20 protein-coding genes, 2 tRNA genes and 1 rRNA gene are annotated in these 20,484 nt (G+C 50.8%); all 23 read left to right on the top strand.

Translation table 11 applies throughout. The features are described from left to right. Positions 1-475 precede the first annotated feature (475 nt). Positions 476-1,621 (top strand): CdaR family transcriptional regulator, encoded by a 1,146-nt coding sequence (locus KTH89_RS14845; RefSeq protein WP_238722230.1) that lies wholly within the window; start codon positions 476-478, stop codon positions 1,619-1,621. Between the two features lie 226 nt (positions 1,622-1,847). Next, positions 1,848-2,987, top strand: a complete 1,140-nt coding sequence (locus tag KTH89_RS14850; RefSeq protein WP_238722231.1) for a glycerate kinase family protein — start codon at positions 1,848-1,850, stop codon at positions 2,985-2,987. Positions 2,988-3,162: 175 nt separating this feature from the next. Further along, positions 3,163-4,074: an NAD(P)-dependent oxidoreductase gene (locus tag KTH89_RS25005; protein WP_330656699.1), complete on the top strand. Its 912-nt coding sequence runs from the start codon at positions 3,163-3,165 to the stop codon at positions 4,072-4,074. A 29-nt stretch (positions 4,075-4,103) separates the two neighbouring features. After that, on the top strand, positions 4,104-5,069 hold the full coding sequence (locus KTH89_RS14860; RefSeq protein ID WP_158348424.1) for a D-2-hydroxyacid dehydrogenase: 966 nt from the start codon (positions 4,104-4,106) through the stop codon (positions 5,067-5,069). A 37-nt stretch (positions 5,070-5,106) separates the two neighbouring features. Next, complete coding sequence (locus KTH89_RS14865) at positions 5,107-6,153, top strand: Ldh family oxidoreductase (protein ID WP_158348421.1); 1,047 nt, start codon at positions 5,107-5,109, stop codon at positions 6,151-6,153. A 72-nt stretch (positions 6,154-6,225) separates the two neighbouring features. Next, positions 6,226-7,227, top strand: coding sequence for a beta/alpha barrel domain-containing protein (locus KTH89_RS14870; protein WP_238722233.1), 1,002 nt, complete (start codon positions 6,226-6,228; stop codon positions 7,225-7,227). 69 nt (positions 7,228-7,296) lie between these two features. Continuing rightward, positions 7,297-8,856: an extracellular solute-binding protein gene (locus tag KTH89_RS14875; RefSeq protein WP_238722234.1), complete on the top strand. Its 1,560-nt coding sequence runs from the start codon at positions 7,297-7,299 to the stop codon at positions 8,854-8,856. A 492-nt stretch (positions 8,857-9,348) separates the two neighbouring features. Beyond that, positions 9,349-10,470: an ADP-ribosylglycohydrolase family protein gene (locus tag KTH89_RS14880; protein ID WP_238722235.1), complete on the top strand. Its 1,122-nt coding sequence runs from the start codon at positions 9,349-9,351 to the stop codon at positions 10,468-10,470. 64 nt (positions 10,471-10,534) lie between these two features. Further along, on the top strand, positions 10,535-11,476 hold the full coding sequence (locus KTH89_RS14885; RefSeq protein ID WP_238722236.1) for an ABC transporter permease: 942 nt from the start codon (positions 10,535-10,537) through the stop codon (positions 11,474-11,476). Positions 11,477-11,500: 24 nt separating this feature from the next. Next, on the top strand, positions 11,501-12,391 hold the full coding sequence (locus KTH89_RS14890) for a carbohydrate ABC transporter permease (RefSeq protein WP_158348413.1): 891 nt from the start codon (positions 11,501-11,503) through the stop codon (positions 12,389-12,391). Then, positions 12,388-13,281 (top strand): sugar phosphate isomerase/epimerase family protein, encoded by an 894-nt coding sequence (locus KTH89_RS14895; RefSeq protein ID WP_238722237.1) that lies wholly within the window; start codon positions 12,388-12,390, stop codon positions 13,279-13,281. The genes KTH89_RS14890 and KTH89_RS14895 overlap by 4 nt, the downstream gene beginning before the upstream one ends. Before the next feature lie 101 nt (positions 13,282-13,382). Beyond that, entirely contained in the window at positions 13,383-14,069 is a 687-nt protein-coding gene (locus KTH89_RS14900; protein ID WP_238722238.1) for a GntR family transcriptional regulator, read from the top strand. Between the two features lie 199 nt (positions 14,070-14,268). Next, positions 14,269-14,787: a YcxB family protein gene (locus KTH89_RS14905; RefSeq protein ID WP_238722239.1), complete on the top strand. Its 519-nt coding sequence runs from the start codon at positions 14,269-14,271 to the stop codon at positions 14,785-14,787. 31 nt (positions 14,788-14,818) lie between these two features. Then, positions 14,819-15,253 carry a tRNA (adenosine(37)-N6)-threonylcarbamoyltransferase complex ATPase subunit type 1 TsaE gene (tsaE, locus tag KTH89_RS14910; protein ID WP_238722240.1) on the top strand — a complete coding sequence of 145 codons (435 nt, stop codon included), beginning with the start codon at positions 14,819-14,821 and terminating at the stop codon, positions 15,251-15,253. Further along, entirely contained in the window at positions 15,250-15,963 is a 714-nt protein-coding gene (gene tsaB / locus KTH89_RS14915) for a tRNA (adenosine(37)-N6)-threonylcarbamoyltransferase complex dimerization subunit type 1 TsaB (RefSeq protein WP_238722241.1), read from the top strand. The genes tsaE and tsaB overlap by 4 nt, the downstream gene beginning before the upstream one ends. After that, the gene (rimI, locus tag KTH89_RS14920) at positions 15,957-16,394 is read left to right on the top strand and encodes a ribosomal protein S18-alanine N-acetyltransferase (protein ID WP_158348401.1); all 438 of its coding nucleotides are present in this window, start codon (positions 15,957-15,959) and stop codon (positions 16,392-16,394) included. Before tsaB ends, rimI begins: the two co-directional genes overlap by 7 nt. Positions 16,395-16,487: 93 nt before the next feature. Further along, positions 16,488-16,736: a hypothetical protein gene (locus tag KTH89_RS14925; protein ID WP_238722242.1), complete on the top strand. Its 249-nt coding sequence runs from the start codon at positions 16,488-16,490 to the stop codon at positions 16,734-16,736. A gap of 85 nt (positions 16,737-16,821) precedes the next feature. Beyond that, positions 16,822-17,736: a ribonuclease Z gene (locus KTH89_RS14930; protein WP_158348397.1), complete on the top strand. Its 915-nt coding sequence runs from the start codon at positions 16,822-16,824 to the stop codon at positions 17,734-17,736. Then, positions 17,733-18,764, top strand: a complete 1,032-nt coding sequence (tsaD, locus tag KTH89_RS14935) for a tRNA (adenosine(37)-N6)-threonylcarbamoyltransferase complex transferase subunit TsaD (RefSeq protein ID WP_158348395.1) — start codon at positions 17,733-17,735, stop codon at positions 18,762-18,764. The genes KTH89_RS14930 and tsaD overlap by 4 nt, the downstream gene beginning before the upstream one ends. Further along, positions 18,761-19,462, top strand: a complete 702-nt coding sequence (ispD, locus tag KTH89_RS14940; RefSeq protein ID WP_158348393.1) for a 2-C-methyl-D-erythritol 4-phosphate cytidylyltransferase — start codon at positions 18,761-18,763, stop codon at positions 19,460-19,462. The genes tsaD and ispD overlap by 4 nt, the downstream gene beginning before the upstream one ends. A 358-nt stretch (positions 19,463-19,820) precedes the next feature. Then, a tRNA-Ser gene (locus tag KTH89_RS14945) sits at positions 19,821-19,906 on the top strand. A gap of 64 nt (positions 19,907-19,970) precedes the next feature. Continuing rightward, positions 19,971-20,060 (top strand) — tRNA-Ser (locus KTH89_RS14950). Positions 20,061-20,382: 322 nt separating this feature from the next. Further along, positions 20,383-20,484 (top strand): 16S ribosomal RNA (locus KTH89_RS14955); the annotation flags it as partial.

A 20,484-nucleotide genomic window follows, 5' to 3' on the forward strand; every position in this document is an offset into this window, starting at 1 on the left:
CCGGCACTTAGGGCTTGTTCCCGATAGAAATCTAAATGAAATCTGCCCCGGCTGTTATGGGTGCGTGGCTTATTCGCTCCGAATGCTTGATGCATTCGCAGCTCAGAAGCCACCGGAATTCTGTTTGGAAAACAGAATTCCGCCCATAACAGCCGGGGCAGATTTCATTTAGATTTCTGTCGGGCGCCCTATGTGCCGGAACCGGCGGATGCTCTCCCGCACCTATCCGGGGGGACCGCCGGCTGAGTCCTTCTCCGCCTGCAGCCCGCCCCCAGAACAGCCGGCTCCCTCCATACTTTTGGGAAAACCTTTTTATGGCTAGGCGTATGCTTCGGTGTTTTTGGTGGGGGATGGGGGCGGCGGTATTGTTGTGGGGGGATGTTTCGGGTATAATATAGAAAAGAGGGCTTCTTGGGGAAGCTGTGATTGTTACGATAAGTGGTTTTCGCTTTTGATTGGAATAGGGAGGCAGGGTATGCTGGATAAGGTTCTGGCCGGGAAGTTTATGGAACGGGTCCGGAATTATACGGATTATAATGTGAATATTATGGATGAAAAGGGGATTATCATCGCCAGTAAGGATGAGGAGAGAGTGGGGAGCTTTCATGAGGTCGCTTATCGGATTCTTCAGGGGGAGGGGGATGAGATCAGCGTCAGTGAAAAGGACGAGTTTCTGGGGGTGAAGGAAGGGGTTAATATTGCTATCGTCGAGAACCGGAAGCGGATCGGGGTGATCGGGATTACGGGGAAGGCCCGGGAGATTAAGCCTATCGCGCTGGTGATGAAGATGGCGGTGGAGACCATGCTGGAATATGAGCATTATAAGGAGGATATGGCCAGGCGCAGGAATGAGAAAGAGAAGTTTATGGGTTTCCTGCTGTACGGCGGGTACCGGGACAGGGATGAGCTGTATCAGCTGGCGAAGAGACTGAATTATGAGAAGAATGTGATGAGGATACCGATTCTTGCAGATGTTCAGACGGCGGAGAAGACGGAGCTTTACAAGATAGAGGAGCAGCTGCTGGCGGGGATCAAACGAAGCCCGCTTCATGGAAGCCGGGATATTTCTTTTATTCCGGGTGAAGGGATGGTTTTGATATTTAAGGCTGTTGGGTGCGGGGTGAAGGAGATGCCCGGTAGATACCGGGATGAGATCAGGGCCTATGTGGAGTCTTTTGCGGACGATGTGAGAAAGAAGGGGATTTGCTGCCGGTATTTCGTTGGATCGGTGCAAAACTGCCTGGACAGTTATCAGGTTGGGTACCGGCATTGTCAGTGGTTAAAGGATCGGGCGGCTGATAACAGTGAGATTTTGTTTTTTTATGATTTTGTGGATGAGTATGTCAGCAGCCTGATTCCGGCGACGGAACTGCATGGTATGTTTCAGGCTTTTTGCTCGGCTTTGGATGACGAGACTAAGGAGACACTGGTCGAACTTACCGGGGCGCTGGACCGGAATGACTATAATCTGGTGAAGAGCAGCCAGGATTTGTTTATACATAAGAATACATTGGTGTTCCGGCTGAATAAAATCAGGGAGCAGCTGAATGTGAATCCGGTGCAGAAAACCAGGGAGAGGGAATTCCTGAAGTATCTGTGCCGATATCTTAAGAGCCGGTAGGGTGGATAGGCGGATGACACAGATGAATGGGGCATAGGTAGAACAGATAAGACGCTGTAATCAGATGCCGTAAATATATGCCGTAATCAGATGCCGTAATTTGTGCCCGCGGTACAAATTTATGGCATTTTTTTGTATAGATGCCGGTTGGAATTCAGGAGCGGATCTTATAAAATAGTGTTAAAAGGAAGGCGTGTAAACAGACAGCGCCTCTGGAGGACTAGGTATGAAATTTGTTTTTGCACCGGACTCGTTTAAAGGGACTCTGACCTCCCAGGAGGTTACGGAGATTCTGGAAAAAGAGGCCCGGAAAGTTTTTCATGATGTGACCACTGTTTCTGTGCAGATCGCGGATGGCGGGGAAGGGACGCTGGAGACCCTGGTAGGCCAGACAAAGGGGGAATATATCCGGCAGTCCGTGTTAGATCCGTTAGGGCGGGAGATTGAGAGCGGGTTCGGAAAGCTGTATGAGAACACTGCGATAATTGAGATGGCGAAGGCATCGGGACTGCCTTTGTTAAAAAAAGAGGAGCGCAATCCGCTTCGGGCGTCCACGTATGGAACCGGACAGCTGATCCGGGCGGCGCTGGATCAGAACTTTAAGCATATTTATATTGCGTTGGGCGGAAGCGCCACCAATGACGGCGGGATGGGCGCTTTGACTGCTCTGGGGGTCCGCTTTCTGGACGAGGCCGGAGCGGAACTGGAACCGGCGGGGGAAAATCTGATCCGCATCCGGGATCTGGATACGAAGGGGCTGCATCCGGGGGGTGCCGGCTGTAAATTTACCCTGATCTGCGATGTCAAGAATCCATTGGTGGGAGCCAATGGGGCAACCTATGTATTCGGCAGGCAAAAGGGCGCTTCCGATGCGATGCTGGATGAGCTGGAGAGAGGGATGCTGCAGTATGCTTTTGTTGTGGAGGAGAAATATAAAGTTAAGATCCGGGAGATTCCGGGCGGCGGAGCGGCCGGCGGGATAGGCGCGGCTTTGCACTTTTTCTTAAATGCGGAGATAAAACCGGGTATTGAGACCATCCTGGATATGCTGCATTTTGATGAACTTTTGGAAGGAGCGGATCTGGTAGTTACCGGCGAGGGAAGGCTGGATTGGCAGTCTGCCTTTGGCAAAGTCCCAAGCGGCGTAGGATTGCGCTGCAAACAAAAGAACATACCGGCGGTGGCTCTGGTGGGAGCGGTCGGCAGGAATGCTTCGGATATTTATGAATACGGCATAGATTCTGTATTTACGTCTGTTTCCTCTATCGCTAGTGAAGAAGAGGTAATGGCCCATGCCCGGGAAATGGTGGAGGACGCCGCCAACCGAATGTTCCGCTGCATACAAGTGGGAAGGAAGCTTCGATGAGAGAAGACGATATTCGGCACATTTTGCCGGATATCGTTTAGAAAGGCATACTTTGTGAATAAATAGATTGACATTGTGCAATCTATATGATATTTTAACGGTGAAAAAAGAATGCATGATGCATTATATGTCATAATATACAAAATTAAACAAAAAGAATGTTAAAAATATAGCAATTAAGCAAAAGGAGGATTATATGAAGTTGAAAATTGGGTTTATCGGACTGGGGCATATGGGATTGCCTATGGCACTGAATCTATGTAAAGCCGGATATCCGGTATATGTGCATTCCGCGAGCCGGCAGAGCAGCAGTTGTATTCTGGAGGCCGGAGGAAACGAGATTGCCTCTTTTGCAGAGATGGCCCGCACCTTGGATGTGGTCATCACCATCGTACCCGCCGATCGGGAAATTATGGACCTTTATCTGGGAGAAGACGGCATTCTGGAGCATGCTCATGAAGGCTTGATCTGTATCGATATGACTTCGGCTATGGGAGAAACGAAACGGAAGGTGTTACAGCACATCAGCCGGAGCGGAAGACAGATCGGGTTTGCGGACGCGCCGGTGAGCGGGGGAGTAACGGGAGCGCAAAACGGTACGCTGACTATTATGGCGGGATGCCAAAGTGAACTGCTGGAGGCCATAAGGCCGGTTCTCGCGGCGATGGGAAAGAAGATCGTCTATTGTGGCGACGTGGGCAGCGGATCGGACATCAAGATGATCAATCAGATGCTGAATGCCGCCAATACCGCCATTGCCGCGGAGACGGTCTGCCTGGCGAAAAGGCTGGGTCTGGATCTTCAGACCCTCTGCGATGTGGTCAATGATAGCAGCGGCGGAAGTTATATTTTTAAAAATAATGTGCCAAAGTATTTCCTGACCGGAGATCATACGCCGGGATTCCGGCTGGATCTTATGAAAAAGGATATCGGCCTGTACCGGGAGACGGCAGAGCGGGAGCAGGCGTTTTCCCCGCTGTCCGCCATGGTATATGAGCTCTATAAAGCGGTTTCGAATCAGGGGGGAGGGGAAAGAAACTATACGTATATTGTGAAATGGATGGAAGAAAACCAGAGAAGCGAATAGCGAAGGAAAATAAAGGGGGCTCTATCAATATGAAAATCGTAGTATTGGACGGATATACCGAAAATCCCGGGGATCTGACCTGGGAGGGACTGGAAAGACTTGGAGAGCTGACGGTTTATGAGCGTACACCTCATGACGACTCGGTCATTCAAAGCAGGATCGGGGACGCCGGGCTTATCTTTACCAACAAGACGCCTCTGAGCGCGGCCACCATACGGAGTGCGAAAAACCTACGTTACATAGGGGTTTTGGCCACCGGCTATAATGTGGTGGATATCCGGGCGGCAAAAGAACAACAGATCGTGGTCAGCAACATCCCAAGCTATGGCACGGCTGCTGTTGCCCAGTTTGCGATAGGACTGCTTTTGGAGATCTGCCATCATATCGGCTATCACAGCGATGTGGTTCATCAGGGAAAATGGGAAGCGTGCCCGGACTGGTGTTTCTGGGATTATCCGCTGATCGAGCTGGACGGGAAAACCATGGGGATCATCGGTTTTGGGCGGATCGGGCAGCAGACAGCCAGGCTGGCGGCAGCCCTAGGTATGAAGATTCTGGCGTACGATTCTTATCAGGATTCCGCCCTATCCGGGAAAGGCGTCCGCTATGTGACCCTGGAAGAACTGCTTGGAAAGTCGGACGTCATATCGCTGCACTGCCCGTTATTCCCGGACACGGAGGGGATCATCAATCGGGACACCATCGCAAAGATGAAGGACGGGGTCATCATCCTGAATAATTCCCGGGGCCAGCTGGTGGTGGAGGAAGATCTGGCAGAGGCGTTAATCAGCGGAAAAGTCGGGGCTGCCGGCCTGGATGTGGTTTCCACGGAACCCATCCGCAGGGAGAATCCGCTTCTGAAAGCACCAAACTGTATTATCACGCCGCACATTTCCTGGGCTTCCCGGGAATCCAGACAGCGTCTTATGGATCTGGCGGTAGAAAATGCGGCAGCTTTTCTGGACGGACGTCCGCAGAATGTAGTGAACTTATAAATGGACATAAAAAGAAGGAAAAGAGGGAGAAGGAAGAATGGATGTACAAATGGTACCATGGCAGGATCTGAGGGAATATTGTAAGAATCTGCTGATGTCACAGGGGCTTATGGAAGAGCAGGCCTTCGTGGCAGCGGATAATCTGGTAGACGCAGATCTGTGCGGAGTGGAATCTCACGGAGTGAGCCGGATGACCATCTATATGAAACGGCTGGAAACCAAAGTGGTTTCCTCCAAGTTCGAGGTAAAGACGGAACAGGAATACCCGGGAAGCCTCGAGATCGACGCCTGTAATTCCATGGGAATCTGTGTAGGGGCATACGCGATGAAACGCTGCATAGAAAAGGCAAAGGAAGCGGGTTCCTGTTTTGCGGCGGTAAAGCACTCTAATCATTACGGAATGGCGTCCTATTATGTCAGAATGGCTGCCGAACAGGGGATGATCGGGATCACCGGCACCAACGCTCCGCCGAACATCGCGCCGTGGGGCAGCAGACAGTCTTATGTGGGGACGAATCCCATCGCCATGTCCGCGCCGACCAACGGGATGCCCATGATCCTGGATATGGCCCCCAGCACCGTGGCTATGGGGAAAGTGATCCTGGCCGCCAAACTGGGGAACAGTATTCCGGAGGGCTGGGCGCTTACGAAGGAAGGAGAGCCGACCACGGACCCGAAGCTTGGAATGAAAGGGACGGTAGTGCCGATCGGCGGGCCCAAGGGTTACGGTTTGTCCCTGTTTATGGATGTGTTCAGCGGGATTCTGAGCGGCGCCCAGTTTGGGCCGCATTTGAATAATATGTGGAATGATTTTGAGCATCCCCAGGATGTGGGACATTTCTTCATTGCGGTCGACATCTCCAAGTTTACGGACCCCGGTTTATTCCGGGATAGGGTCGACATGATGATCGCAGAGATCAAGAGTCTGCCGAAGAAAGACGGAGTCAATGAAATTATGGTGCCGGGCGAGTTAGAGTACCGCAGAAAAGAAGAGCGGAAGAAAAATGGAATCCCCTTGTCTACAGTCGTTTATGAAGAATTGCGGGCTCTGGCAAAGAGATATCAGGTTGCTTTTACTATTTAATAACAGGATAACCAAACACCCACACCTGAATGAAAGCCGCAGCGAGCCGGCATTGGAGGATAAGAGGAAAACATGAAAGAATTAAAAATAATGGATTGTACCCTGCGGGACGGGGCGAACGTAGTCGGAAAGGGCTTTGACGCGGATCTGACCAGAATGATGCTGGAAGGTCTGATTGAAAGCAATATTAAAACAATAGAATATGGAAACTGTCTGGGCCTGGGCGCCTACGAGGCGGATCACTCGATCGCGCCGCTGACCGATCTGGAATATCTGGAGCTGGCGCAGCCCTATCTGAACCAGGCGGAAATCGGCATGTTCATGGGGGCGAAAAACACCACTGCCGGGAATATCGAGCTGGCCGCCCGTTACGGACTGAATTTTCTAAGAATCGGAGCGAACGCGGGAGATGGGGAGTGTGCCAAAGAGGGAATCCGGCTGGTGAAGAAAAACGGCATGGTCTGCCGCTACTCCCTGATGAAAGCATACATATTACCGCCGGATGAGCTGGCCCGGGAAGCGAAGATGCTGGAGGCATGCGGTCTGGACGAGATCACCATTATGGATTCCGCAGGGACGATGACGCCGGACGAGGTCAGCGAATATGTGGATCAGATGTCGGCAGCCGTCCAGATCCCCATCGCCTTTCATGGGCACAATAACCTGGGGCTGTCTGTGGCCAACGCTCTGGCAGCACAAAAGGCGGGAGCCACAGTCTTTGACACAGGATTGCTGGGAATGGCGCGCAGCGCGGGAAATTGCGCAACTGAATTGGCGGTGGCGGCTTTTCAACGGAAAAACATGATGCATGATGTAAGATTATACCAATTATTAACATTTATCGAAGACAAACTGGCGCCGGCTATGGAGAAATACAACTATCGCGCTTCCGTCTCACCATTGGATTTGATCTATGGAATGGCGGGATGCCATTCCAGCTTTGCCGGAAGATTTGAGCAGATAGCAAAAGAAAAGGGGGTGCCTCTTTATCCGCTGATCGTTAAGGTGTCCGCAATCGACAGAAAAAACCCTTCCGAAGAACTAATCAGGAAAATTGCCGACGGACTAAAATAACTTTTCAATATTTATAGCGTGAAAGAAATTAGAATTGGGTGCAGGGTAAACAAAAAAAGGAGGATTCATATGATGAAGAAAATAAGCAGAAAAATGACCGCAGCCATTTTAGCGGGAACGATGATTTTAACACTTATGGGATGTGGCGCGAAAAAAGATGATCCGGCGTCATCGGCCGCCGCGGAAACCCCGAAAGCGGCCGCGGGAGAAGAACAGCCCGGGACAACGGAACTGTCCATGTTTGTGCAGCTGGACCCCAAGACAGCAGCTTCCAGGAAATCACTGTCAGAAGTACCGGCGGTTCAGGAGATCGAGAAACGGACCGGGATTACGATCGAGTTTCTTCATCCGGCCGGAAACGATCTGGCGGAACAGTTAAGCCTGATTCTGGCTGCCAATGATCTGCCGGATATGTTTTCGATTATCTGGAACACGATACCGGGCGGAGTGGATAAGCTGTATAACAGCGGCCAGATTATAGACCTGAGCGGTTACATCGACACAGACATGCCGAACTTCAAGAAACTGATGGATGCCCATCCGGAAATCAAGACCCAGATGGTGACCGATGACGGGAAGGTGCTGATGCTTCCGGAACTGCGGCTGGAAGAGTCAACCCAGTACTTCGAATGCTTCTTTATCCGCAATGACTGGCTGGAAGCGGTAGGCAAAGAGACGCCCACCACCATAGACGAACTTCATGACGTATTGCTGGCATTTAAAACCCAGGACCCGAATGGAAATGGTAAGCAGGATGAAATTCCGTTTGTCTCCGGTTCGGACCAGCCGGGTGTGGAACGTCTGGGATACCTGTATGGAATCAACACAGCCTGGGCGGCCAGCAATTGTATGTATGTTGACGGCGGGAAAGTAAAATTTGGGCCTATGGAGGAGACTTACCGCGATTATCTGACAACGATGAACCAATGGTATAAGGAAGGGCTTATCGATCCGGATTATCTGAGCAGTGATGCGTCCGGAAGAGATGCGAAGATCACAAGTGAAGTCGGCGGAATGTTCTACGGAAAGATGAACGGGCAGCAGGCGGTATACCTGGGCGCCATGGCGGAACAGAATCCGGACTTTGACCTGGTCGCGCTGCCCTATGTGAATGCGCCGGATGGAAAGGCCTACGACTTTAACTCTACGTACTGCGTTGGAGTATCCGGAATCGCGATCTCCTCCCAGTGTGAGGATGTAAAAACAGCTTTGCGATTTGTGGACTATATGTATTCGGATGAAGGAAACATGCTCTCTAATTTCGGCATAGAGGGGGATACGTACGAGATGGTGGACGGTATCCCGAAATACACGGAAAAAATTACGAAAAACGAGGAAGGCCTCTCTCTGGTCCAGTCTATTGCCAAATATACCATCGGAGGCATTCAGCCCAGAATGATCAACGACATCAACTACTGGGACGCGGTCATGACCTATCCGCAGCAGAAAACCGTATATGAAGCCTGTTCCAAAGCGACCAGAGACCGCATGCTTCCGCTGGTCAGCCTGACAACGGATGAATCCACGGAAGTAAATGGAATCTTCGCGGACTTAAAACCCTACATACAGGAAATGACCAACAAATTATCATGGGAGACATCGATTTATCCGAATTCGATGCCTATATAGAAAATGTAAAATCCATGAACATCGACGCAGCCATCGCAGACTACCAGGCAGCCTATGACCGTTTCATCAAAAGATAGCAACCTATAGAGAGGGGACTGGCTCCTTTCGGCAGTAAAGAAAGCCCGCAAGAAACTACGTAGAGAAAGGTGCCTGTCCCCGGAAGCCGGTCTTCATAGATACCCGAGTAAGGAGAGAAGAGAGGGGACTGGCCCCTTTCGGCAGTAAAGTAAGCCCACAAGAAACCACGTAGAGAAAGGTGCCTGTCCCCGGAAGCCGGTCCTCATAGATACCCGAGTAAGGAGAGAAGAGAGGGGACTGGCTCCTTTCGGCAGTAAAGTAAGCCCACAAGAAACTACGTAGAGAAAGGTGCCTGTCCCCGGAAGCCGGTCTTCATAGATACCCAAGGAAGGATACACAAGGAAGGATACACAAGGAAGGATACACAAAGAAGAATACACGAAAAAGCATCCACAAGGAAGGAGCGCAAACAATATGAGCAATTTATTTGACAAAATATACGGCTGCGAAGCAGCCGGCTCAATCGGAAACTCCATGGGCGAAATCATGGAGGGATGGACCATAGCCCAGAGACAGGAACGTCTGGGCTATGTGACGGAGCTTCTGCCGGTAGAAAAACCGGAGATGGACGGAAGGCTCAACCGGACGAATCCGGCAGACGTAAACCTTGGGAAACCGCTGATCTACCATGGACACACAAGAGTCGCGGGAACCACGGAAGACGGAGAGGAACGCCACCGGCTGTGCGCCACGGCCATCATCGAGAAGCAAGGCAGAATCGATGTGATGGATCTGGCCCGGATCTGGGTGCGGGACTTGAAACCGGAAAACTTCGGCTATCTTCTTGGCCCGCAGGATCAGATTATCTTCTATGCGCTCCAGGCCGGGATACCTCCTCAGGAGGTGGGCCGCTACGCTTCATGGCCGGGATTCTACGGGACCAGCAAGATGATGTCGCCCATCGGGGAAGTCAACGCCTGCTATCCCAAGATGGCCGCCCAGGATGCCGCCAACGTGGGAAGGATAAAGGATGTGCAGGGGATGTCCGGAAATTACGCCATCGAGATTTGCAGCGCTTATGCGGCGGCAGTGGCGGAAGCGCTCAAACCGGATGCCACGATTTCCAGTGTGATCGATACAGCGCTTGGCTGCCTGAGCTGGTCGCCGCGTTCGGACTGTATGGAGGCCCTTGAATGGGCAGACGGATGTGACGATATAGAAGAATACGGCCGTCAATTTGAGAAAAAGTACGAGGGACGCCCGGTATCCAATGCGGTGGAGATCTTCTCGGCAGCCCTTGGCATCTTTAAAATGGCGGACGGGAATCCAAAGGATGCCGTTATCTTCGGAGTCAATTCCGGCAGGGATACGGACTGCCGCGCCCATACGGCCGGTTCGCTGTCCGGCGCATTGCGGGGAGTCTCAGAAATTCCAAAGGAGTGGATCCGTCAGGTGGATGAAGCCATGAAGATCAACGAGTACACGGTATCCAGAAGAACAATCCGGGAATCGGCGGAAGGGATCTATCAGGCGGCCCTGTGTAATATGAAAGAAATGAAGCAGACAATTGCCTGTATAGAAGAACAAATCCGTTAAGGGAATCCCGTCTTCCGGAGTAGGAGACGGATCAGAGTTGAGAAATAGGACATGGAGAATGCTTATGGTGAATAAAAAAACGATAAAGCCCCGTAAAAGTTTTGGACAACGGGTAAAGGTGGAACTGTCCAGACATAAATATTTGTATCTGATGCTGATTCCGGTGGCTCTTTACTACATTATATTTTTGTACGTCCCGATGTACGGATCGATCATTGCCTTCAAAGATTACCGGCCCGATCTGGGAATCCTGGGCAGCCCCTGGGTGGGACTCAAACATTTTAAGGATTTCTTTACTTCCATATACGCATGGCGGGTCATCCGCAATACGCTGCAGATCAGTCTGGGAACCCTGCTGTTCGGATTCCCGGCGCCGATCATCCTGGCGCTGCTGCTCAATGAGATACGCTCGAAAATGTTCAAAAAGTCGGTGCAGACGCTGACCTACCTGCCGCATTTCATTTCCACGGTCGTTATCTGTTCGATTATTCTGAACTTTACCGCGACGGATGGAGTGATCAACAGTATTATTACGGCCCTTGGCTTTGAACCGATCCAGTTTATGATCCGTGAGGAGTGGTTTCAGCCGATCTATATCGGCACGACGATCTGGCAGCAGGTGGGCTGGGATTCCATCATCTACATCGCGGCTCTGGCCGGTATCGATCAGCAGCTATATGAGGCGTGCAGGATTGATGGAGGCGGACGGCTGCGGCAGCTGCTCACGGTAACGCTGCCGGGGATTCTGCCGACGATTGTGGTCATGCTGATTATGAACGCGGGAAAAATCATGAGTATTGGTTATGAAAAAATACTGCTTTTGTATAATTCCAATACCTATGAGACCGCGGATATCATATCGAGTTTCGTGTACCGCAGGGGAATCGTGGATATGAATTACAGTTTCGCTTCCGCCGTAGGGCTGTTCAATTCGGTTATCAATCTGATCCTGCTGGTATCCGTGAACCGTATTTGCCGTAAAATGACGGATAACAGCCTGTGGTAGGGCGGAAACAGTGGAGGAAAAGGTATGTTCAGAAATTTTGCAAAAAAGTCCAGAGGGGAAAAGACATTTACCGTCCTGAATTATCTGTTTTTATCTCTGCTGACGGTTATCATCATATATCCGTTTGTATACGTGGTATTTGCCTCCTTCAGCGATCCCTTCGAAATTATGAGTACCAGGGGGCTGCTGTTAAAGCCGAAGGGATTCTCACTGGAATCCTATAAGGTTGTGTTCCATAACCCGAATATCTGGAGGGGATATCTGAATACCCTGTTTATCCTGGTGTTCGGAACCGGCATCAACATCCTGCTTACGTCCTTTGCGGCCTACGCGCTTTCCAGGCCGGATTTCAGGGCGGGCAGCAAGATTATGCTGCTGATCGTATTTACCATGATGTTCAACGGAGGAATTATTCCGACCTACATCCTGGTCAGAAACATCGGGTTATTTAACAATCTGTTCGCGCTGATATTGCCGACCGCGATTAATACCACAAATCTGATTATTATGCGGACGGCCTTCCGTGAGATACCGGATTCTTTGTTGGAAGCGGCGAAAATGGACGGGGCCAACGACTTCCAGCTATTATTTAAGATCGTAATGCCGCTGTCAAAGGCGACGGTAGCGGTTATGGTTCTATTTTACGCAGTTTACCACTGGAATGCGTGGTTTAACGCTTCCCTATATTTAATGAAACGGGAACTGTATCCGCTACAGCTGATTCTGCGGGATATTCTGATTCAGAATGATACGGCCAGTATGACTGTAGGAACATCCACAACCGATACGGCGGCGGTAGGACAGACCATCAAATATGCGACTATCATGGTATCGACTCTGCCGATCTTATGCGCTTACCCGTTTTTACAGAGGTTTTTCGTAAAAGGGGTTATGATTGGGGCGGTGAAGGAATGACGAGAGAATCCATCCATGAATATTTTCAAATCGGGACGTTGCAATGGATGTCTTATCCCGGGATAGCTTCCGCGGATGCCGTGAAAAAAATTGCCTCGGACAGCTATTTCGACGCGGTGGAAATCAGCCCCATACCGGAAACGGAGAGAGACGGGGTGAAGAACCTTCTGGACCAGTCCCATCTGTCTGTCTCCTACGGCGCGCATGCCGCGCAGCTGCAGGCCGGATGGAATCCGAATTCCCTTGTGGAAAAGGAGCGCCGGTACGCGCAGGAGCAGCTGCAGCGGTGCATTGATGAAGCTGCATGGCTGGGGGCCGCAACCATGTCCTTCCTGGCTGGAAGATGGGAGGAGGGAAGACAGGAGGAGCATCTTGGGCAGCTGGTGAAAACCACGGCAGCGCTTTGCCGGTATGCCAAACTGAGAAACATGAGCGTAGAGCTGGAAGTATTCGACTACGATGTGGATAAACGTGTACTAATCGGGCCCGCTTCCCTGGCGGCGGAATTTGCCGCCGCGGTCAGGGCGGACTGCCGGAACTTTGGGCTGATCGTGGATCTGTCACATATACCGTTGACCCATGAAAGCATGGAGCAGGTGGTATATATTTTGAAACCCTATATCACGCATGTTCATATAGGGAACGCGGTCCTGGACCCGGAAAATCCGGCCTACGGAGATCAGCACCCCCGGTTTGGCTGTCCCGCCGGCCGGAATGACGTGACGGAGGTGGCGGCGTTTTTACAGTGCCTGCGGGCAGAGGGGGTGGCGGACAAGAAGAAACGGCTGCCCTTATCTTTTGAGGTGAAGCCAAGGGCGCAGGAATCTGCAGATATTATCTTGTGTAATTGTAAAAGGACGCTAAACGCTGCCTGGCGAAGATTAGAATAAAGAGTATGCTTGCGCATCCTATATAAAAAATGATATTGTTATACTAGAATAAATGAATTGCCACTATATGGTAATTGAATATGGCACTGAGAGGAATGGGTATGGAACTGACAAATGCGAACAGCAGACTGGATATCTGCCGGTCCACAAGTGAGAGGGTATGTGAAATATTGAGACAGGCTGTCTGGGATCATACGCTGACGGCAGGGGAACGGCTCGTGGAGGCCAAGCTCGCAAAAACTCTGAATATTAGTATCACACCGCTGCGGCAGGCCTTTATTTTACTGACGAAAGAGGGACTGTTGACGTCCTTTCCCTATAAGGGTACCTACGTGACCTATATTACAAAGGAATACTGTCAGGACGTGCTCTTTGTACGCAAGCAGCTGGAGCCGGCTGTCTGTCAGGCCGCGTTTTCCAAAATAACGGCCCAGGATATCAAATACCTGAAAGGGCTGTGCAGGCAATCCGATTATTATTATGAAAAAGGGGATAAGCTGGAGGCGATCCATTTTGATATCCTTTTCCATGAATTTTTCTTTGACCGGGCGGGGAGCGCGCTGATGCTGGAAATGTGGAATATCCTGAAAAACAGGGTGATCGCCGTGCAATCTTACACGAAGATGCGAGAGGTGGAAAAGGGATATGTGACCGCAAGACACGGCGGCATCATAGAAGCCTTGGAAAAACAGGACCGGGAGGCGGCGATCCGATGCCTGGTCGAACACCTGGAAACCTCCACCCTGAATTACAATTTCCCCAGTGAGGACGAAGTAGAATACAGATGAGGAATTCTGTAACATGAGGAATTCTATAATGGTTGTCAGGCGTTTTTGGGTATGCTATAATACTTTGTATTGCAGCATACCCTTTTTAAATGGGCGGTCAGCATGAAAAATCGCCTGCATACAACGTGGTAAACATCACGAAATGAAAAAGGTTGCGAAGCACAACAAACTACGATCCATAACCGGAGGCGGATGAATTTTGGAAATCAAATTAGATGTAAAAATGACAGCACAGACCATGTATGATTTTATGCTGTACCATTCCTACCGGAATTTTCAGGGAGTGTTCGGAACCTTCCTGGGAGTTGCCGTGCTGATATTAGCCGTTATGACATTCGGCGATGTCTCAACCGGATATACGATCCTGTATCTTGCCTTTGCGGTCATTTTTCTGGTGTATACGCCGTTAGGACTATATACCAAGGCGAAAAGACAGGTGGCAATGACTCCGGCTTTTAAAAAACCCATTACCTATATCCTAAGCCCGGAAGGAATCGCCACAGAACAGGACGGGAACAAAGCGCAGGCGAAATGGTCGGATATTTACAAGGTGCGCAAGACGAAAAAGTCCCTGCTGCTTTATTTGAATAAGGTAAACGCGGTCATACTGCCGGTCGAAAGTATGGACAGCCAGTATGATGATGTGGTAGCGTGCATCAGGGAGCATGTCCCGGAGAACCGGGTCCGCATAAAAGACCAGGCCGCCCCGGAGAAATAGGAAAAGGAATCGGAAAGACAGGAACATAACTATGGTAATCGAAACAAACCGGGTGGAGGAGACCTTCGCGCTGGGCAGAAAGACCGGAGAACAGGCCAGGGCCGGACAAGTCTATACCCTGGTGGGAGATCTGGGCGTTGGAAAAACTGTTTTTACACAGGGGGTTGCGCGGGGGCTTGGAATTACAGAACCTATCAGCAGCCCTACCTTTACGATTATACAGGAATATGAGGAGGGGCGTCTGCCTTTCTATCATTTTGATGTGTACCGGATCGGGGATATAGAGGAAATGGAAGAGATCGGCTATGAAGATTATTTCTACGGCGAGGGCATCTGCCTGGTCGAGTGGGCTAATCTGATCGAAGAACTGATTCCGGAGGACGCAGTACATGTAACGATTGAGAAAGATCTGGAAAAAGGGTTTGACTATCGCCGGATCACGATCACAGGAGGGGGAAACCTATGAAAATTCTGGCGCTTGACAGCTCCGGGCTGGTGGCGACGGTGGCTGTGGTAGAAGATGATAATCTGCTGGCAGAATATACGGTTCATTATAAAAAAACGCATTCCCAGACGCTGCTGCCCATGCTGGATACGATCGCAGCCATGATTGAGCTGGACCTTGACAGTATCGATGCGATTGCGGTGGCGAAAGGCCCCGGCTCCTTTACCGGTCTTCGGATCGGCTCCGCTACGGCTAAGGGACTGGGACTGGCGCTTAACAAGCCTTTAATCGGGATTCCCACCGTAGACGGCCTGGCCTATAATCTGTACGGAACGGACAAACTGATCTGTCCGCTGATGGATGCCAGACGCAGCCAGGTCTATACCGGAATCTATGAATTTGTAAAAGAAGAATTTCACGTCCTTGACGCGCAGATGGCAGTGCCAATTGAAGAAATCGCGCACAGGCTGAACGGCTATGGGCGGGAGGTTATTTTCCTGGGCGACGGGGTCCCGGTATTTTCTGAGAGGCTGGCGGAGCTGATGCAGGTTCCCTATACCTTTGCCCCGGCGCATATGAACAAACAGCGGGCATCCGCGGTAGCGGTACTGGCTCTTTCTTACGCGAAGGCCGGAAAAACAGAGACCGCAGAAGCACATATGCCGGATTATCTCCGGCCTTCCCAGGCGGAGCGGGAACGCGAAGAAAGGGAGAAAGCCGGAAAATGTTGACGATACGCCCAATGGAAGCCAAAGATCTGAAGCAGGTTACCGCCATTGAACGGGAAACCTTTTCGGTCCCGTGGTCGGAGAAAGCTTTCGCGGACAGTATGGATCTTCCCTATACCCTATATCTGGTGGCGGAAACGCCGGAGGGACGGATCGCGGGCTACTGCGGACTGTATCAGGTGTTCAGTGAGGGAGAGATCACCAATGTGGCGGTGGCTTTTGCGCAGCGCAGGCAGGGGGTGGCCGGAACGATGCTCACCCGGCTGCTGGAACAGGGAAAACAGATGGGGATCGAAAGCTTTTTTCTGGAAGTGCGCCAGAGTAATCTTGCTGCCCGCAGACTTTATGAAAAGCTGGGATTTTCCGGGAATGGGATCCGCAAAAATTTTTATGAAAAGCCCAGGGAAGACGCAGTTATTATGTGGAAGCATTGATAATAATTCCCACTAGGAACAAAAGCAAAAAGCCGATATAATGAAGACAGATAGAAAACATGACAGCAGGTTTGAAATCAGGGAGGAATCGGCATGCGCAAATACAAAGAGAAACGAACATTTTCTGTAGAGAAGATCTACTGCAATATGTGCGGAAAAGAAATGACCGTCGTGAACGGAGTGATCCGGGAGGGGGTACTTTCCGTGGACAAGTCCTGGGGGTATTTTTCCGATAAAGACGGGCAGGTGCATTCCTTCGATCTGTGTGAGGAGTGCTACGATAAGCTCATTGGGAAATTTCAGATTCCGGTTGAAATTGTAAAAGAAAAAGAATTAATATAGAAGAATCAATAAGAGAAGAAATCTCGAAAGAGGCAAGAAAGCTCTTAAGCTACAAGAAAAAATTAAGAGCGATAATGGAGGAACCATGCTGGATGTTTGTTTGTTAGGAACCGGAGGAATGATGCCGCTGCCCCGCCGGGCGCTGACGTCGTTAATGACACGGTACAACGGGAGCAGTATATTGATCGACTGCGGGGAAGGAACCCAGGTCGCGATAAAAGAAAAAGGTTGGAGCTTCAAGCCCATTGATGTGATTTGTTTTACGCATTACCATGCGGATCATATCAGTGGGCTTCCGGGCTTATTGCTGACCATTGGCAACGCCGAGCGCACACAGCCCATCACCATGATCGGACCGAAAGGGCTGGAACGTGTGGTATCGGCCCTTCGGGTGATCGCGCCGGAGCTGCCGTTCCCGATCGAGTATATCGAACTGAGCGGACCGGAACAAGAGATCGAGCGCGGCGGCTGCCGGATTCGCGCGTTCCGGGTCAACCATAACGTAGTCTGCTATGGCTATACGGTTGAAATCGACCGTGCCGGCAGGTTTCAGGTAGAACAGGCACAGGAGCGGATGATTCCCCAGAAGTTCTGGAATAAACTGCAAAAAGGCGAGACCATAGAGGACAACGGACAGGTATATACACCGGACATGGTTCTGGGCCCGCCCCGAAAGGGGATAAAGCTTACCTACTGTACGGACAGCCGGCCGGTGGCCGCTATCGCAGAGCATGCGCAGGATTCCGATCTGTTTATCTGCGAAGGCATGTATGGAGAAAAAGGAAAAGAATCCAAAGCGGCCGAATATAAGCATATGACTCTCTATGATGCGGCGGAACTGGCGAAAAGCGCACAGGTAAAAGAGCTGTGGCTGACGCATTACAGCCCGTCTCTGATTCACCCGGAAGAGTTTGCGGCCGATGTGCAGCAAATATTTCCGAACAGCGTGATCAGCCGGGACCGAAGAAGTACGACATTGGAATTTGAAGAGGGGAAATAAACGTGGAAAATGATGTGTTACTTTTGGCGATCGAAAGTTCCTGTGACGAGACGGCCGCTTCTGTAGTAAAAAACGGAAGAACCGTGCTGTCCAATGTGATCTCTTCCCAGATCGAACTGCACAAGCTCTATGGCGGCGTAGTTCCGGAGATCGCGTCCAGAAAGCATATTGAGAAAATTAATCAGGTAGTCAAGGAAGCCCTGGATACGGCAGGAGTCACCCTGGATGACTTAAGCGCCATCGGAGTAACCTATGGGCCCGGGCTTGTGGGCGCTTTGCTGGTGGGCGTCGCCGAGGCAAAAGCCATCGCTTATGCCAAAAAGCTGCCGTTGGTGGGGGTGCACCATATCGAGGGGCATATCTGCGCCAACTATATAGAGAATCCGGACCTGGAGCCGCCGTTTCTGTGTCTGGTGGTGTCGGGCGGCCATACCCACCTGGTCCGGGTGAAGGATTACGGCGCCTATGAGATACTGGGAAGAACCAGGGACGATGCTGCGGGAGAAGCCTTTGACAAGGTAGCCCGGGCCATCGGACTGGGATATCCCGGAGGGCCTAAGATCGAAAAACTGGCGAAGGAAGGCGATCCCCACGCGATCCCGTTTCCGCGGGCGAAGATCGAAGACTGCGCCTATGATTTCAGCTTCAGCGGTCTGAAATCCGCAGTACTTAATTATATGAACGGCTGCAAAATGAAAGGCGAGGCGGTAAACGAAGCGGATATCGCCGCTTCCTTCCAGCAGGCGGTTATCGACGTGCTGGTGCGAAACGCCATGCAGGCGGTAGAAGACTATCAGGCGGATACTCTGGCTATCGCCGGGGGAGTCGCATCCAATGGGACGTTGAGGGAAGCGGTTCAAAAAGCCTGTCGGGAGAAAGGCGTGCGCTTCTGCCACCCGTCGCCGATTCTGTGCACGGACAACGCCGCCATGATTGGAACGGCGGCGTACTATGAATACCAAAAAGGAGTGCGGCATGGCTGGGATCTGAATGCCGTGCCAAACTTAAAGCTGGGTGAACGCGTATGAAAAAGGACCGTTGTACCGCCATCGTGCTGGCCGCAGGTAAAGGAAAGCGGATGGGGAGTGAGATTCAGAAGCAATATCTGCTCCTGAATGGCAGGCCCATGCTCTATTATTCTCTGGACGCCTTTCAAAAATGTGAACGAATCAATGAAATTATCCTGGTGGCCGGGGCGGGGGAAGAGGAATACTGTCAGCGGGAGATCGTAGAAAAATACCGGTTTTCAAAGGTGGTGTCTGTGGTCCCGGGCGGCCGAGAAAGATATCATTCGGTAGCCAATGGCCTGCATGCCATAACGGACTGTGATTACGTGTTTATACACGACGGGGCCAGGCCCTTTCTAACGGAAGACATCATAGAGCGGGCATATGCGGCGGTAATAGAATACCAGGCCTGCGTGGTGGGAATGCCTGTTAAAGATACGATTAAAGTGGTGGACCGCCAAAGCTTTGCTGTAGATACGCCGGAGCGGAATGCCCTATGGCAGGTACAGACACCCCAGGTGTTTTCTTATGAGTTGATCCGGAAAGCCTATGATCTGCTGCTGGAACAGGGGGATGAGGCGGCGGTGACAGACGACGCCATGGTGGCGGAGCTACTTTTGGGTTCGAAGGTAAAGTTAGTGGAGGGCTCTTATCGGAATATTAAAGTAACCACGCCCGAGGACTTGAAGATTGCCGAGGCGTTCTGCTCAGGGAATTAGAATGAGGAGCGCCATTCCTATCACACCTTACGGCAGGGGTGGAATCTTACATAAAAAATAGAATGGATGTATAGAATCGGGATTTCGTGTTAAACTTCTATATACCGGCGCCCGGAAAGGGCAGTCCCGCTGGGGTGGTATTTTCTATTTCAGGCGGTTCAGACCAAATTCGCAAGCTGCATGAAAGCTGAAAATGCGACAGAAATCCGAAAATACGGCGGCAATATTGGCTTCAAACCGCATGTTTTCAGGCTTGGAATCACTTACTGGAAAAAAATGAAAAACTAAGTAGAAAAGTAGTTGACAGGTAGAAAATGTGATGGTAGAATATTAGTTGCCGCTGAACAGCGGACAACTTGGAGAGGTGTCCGAGTGGTTTAAGGAGCTGGTCTTGAAAACCAGTGACTCCGCAAGGGGCCGTGGGTTCGAATCCCACCTTCTCCGCTCAAAACAACCGCTTTTGTTGTCTGAAGGCGGTTCCATATATCTATTTGATTTGGCTGTATTTGGAGAAGTACCCAAGCTGGCCGAAGGGGCTCCCCTGGAAAGGGAGTAGGTCGTTAATAGCGGCGCGTGGGTTCAAATCCCACCTTCTCCGTTGTTTGGAAAAGCTTTGAAAAAAGAATATAAAAAAATGGAAAAAAGTAGTTGACAAAACATACTGAACCATGATAATATATTCGAGCTGACCCAAACGAGGAAAGCAAAGTTCTCACAGAGAACGGCTATGAACATTGATAACTAAACAGTGAAACAACCCTGAAAATTCTAAAAAAGAATTTCAGAAACGAACGCTTTCTTATTATAGAAGCAACCGGATGCAAAAGCGATTTTGCGAAGGGAGCGGAAGAATGAGAAGCAACCTTAAAACAGTATGACGGAAAGATAGCTAGTAGTTATCTTGACGGAATCAAACACTTAAGCATGAGAGTTTGATCCTGGCTCAGGATGAACGCTGGCGGCGTGCCTAACACATGCAAGTCGAACGAAGCACTTATGACGATTCCTTCGGGATGAAGCGT

This window comes from Diplocloster agilis, from assembly GCF_019042275.1.
GTDB classification, from domain to species: domain Bacteria; phylum Bacillota; class Clostridia; order Lachnospirales; family Lachnospiraceae; genus Diplocloster; species Diplocloster agilis.

Excerpts from the sequence above, each read along its gene's own strand:
- KTH89_RS14925 (WP_238722242.1), top strand. The coding sequence starts at position 16,488 with ATGCGCAAATACAAAGAGAAACGAACATTTTCTGTAGAGAAGATCTAC.
- KTH89_RS14860 (WP_158348424.1), top strand. The coding sequence starts at position 4,104 with ATGAAAATCGTAGTATTGGACGGATATACCGAAAATCCCGGGGATCTG.
- ispD (WP_158348393.1), top strand. The coding sequence starts at position 18,761 with ATGAAAAAGGACCGTTGTACCGCCATCGTGCTGGCCGCAGGTAAAGGA.
- tsaE (WP_238722240.1), top strand. The coding sequence starts at position 14,819 with ATGGTAATCGAAACAAACCGGGTGGAGGAGACCTTCGCGCTGGGCAGA.
- KTH89_RS14930 (WP_158348397.1), top strand. The coding sequence starts at position 16,822 with ATGCTGGATGTTTGTTTGTTAGGAACCGGAGGAATGATGCCGCTGCCC.
- KTH89_RS14900 (WP_238722238.1), top strand. The coding sequence starts at position 13,383 with ATGGAACTGACAAATGCGAACAGCAGACTGGATATCTGCCGGTCCACA.
- KTH89_RS14845 (WP_238722230.1), top strand. The coding sequence starts at position 476 with ATGCTGGATAAGGTTCTGGCCGGGAAGTTTATGGAACGGGTCCGGAAT.
- KTH89_RS14850 (WP_238722231.1), top strand. The coding sequence starts at position 1,848 with ATGAAATTTGTTTTTGCACCGGACTCGTTTAAAGGGACTCTGACCTCC.
- rimI (WP_158348401.1), top strand. The coding sequence starts at position 15,957 with ATGTTGACGATACGCCCAATGGAAGCCAAAGATCTGAAGCAGGTTACC.
- KTH89_RS14885 (WP_238722236.1), top strand. The coding sequence starts at position 10,535 with ATGGTGAATAAAAAAACGATAAAGCCCCGTAAAAGTTTTGGACAACGG.
- KTH89_RS14870 (WP_238722233.1), top strand. The coding sequence starts at position 6,226 with ATGAAAGAATTAAAAATAATGGATTGTACCCTGCGGGACGGGGCGAAC.
- KTH89_RS14890 (WP_158348413.1), top strand. The coding sequence starts at position 11,501 with ATGTTCAGAAATTTTGCAAAAAAGTCCAGAGGGGAAAAGACATTTACC.
- KTH89_RS14880 (WP_238722235.1), top strand. The coding sequence starts at position 9,349 with ATGAGCAATTTATTTGACAAAATATACGGCTGCGAAGCAGCCGGCTCA.
- KTH89_RS14895 (WP_238722237.1), top strand. The coding sequence starts at position 12,388 with ATGACGAGAGAATCCATCCATGAATATTTTCAAATCGGGACGTTGCAA.
- KTH89_RS14865 (WP_158348421.1), top strand. The coding sequence starts at position 5,107 with ATGGATGTACAAATGGTACCATGGCAGGATCTGAGGGAATATTGTAAG.
- KTH89_RS14875 (WP_238722234.1), top strand. The coding sequence starts at position 7,297 with ATGATGAAGAAAATAAGCAGAAAAATGACCGCAGCCATTTTAGCGGGA.
- tsaB (WP_238722241.1), top strand. The coding sequence starts at position 15,250 with ATGAAAATTCTGGCGCTTGACAGCTCCGGGCTGGTGGCGACGGTGGCT.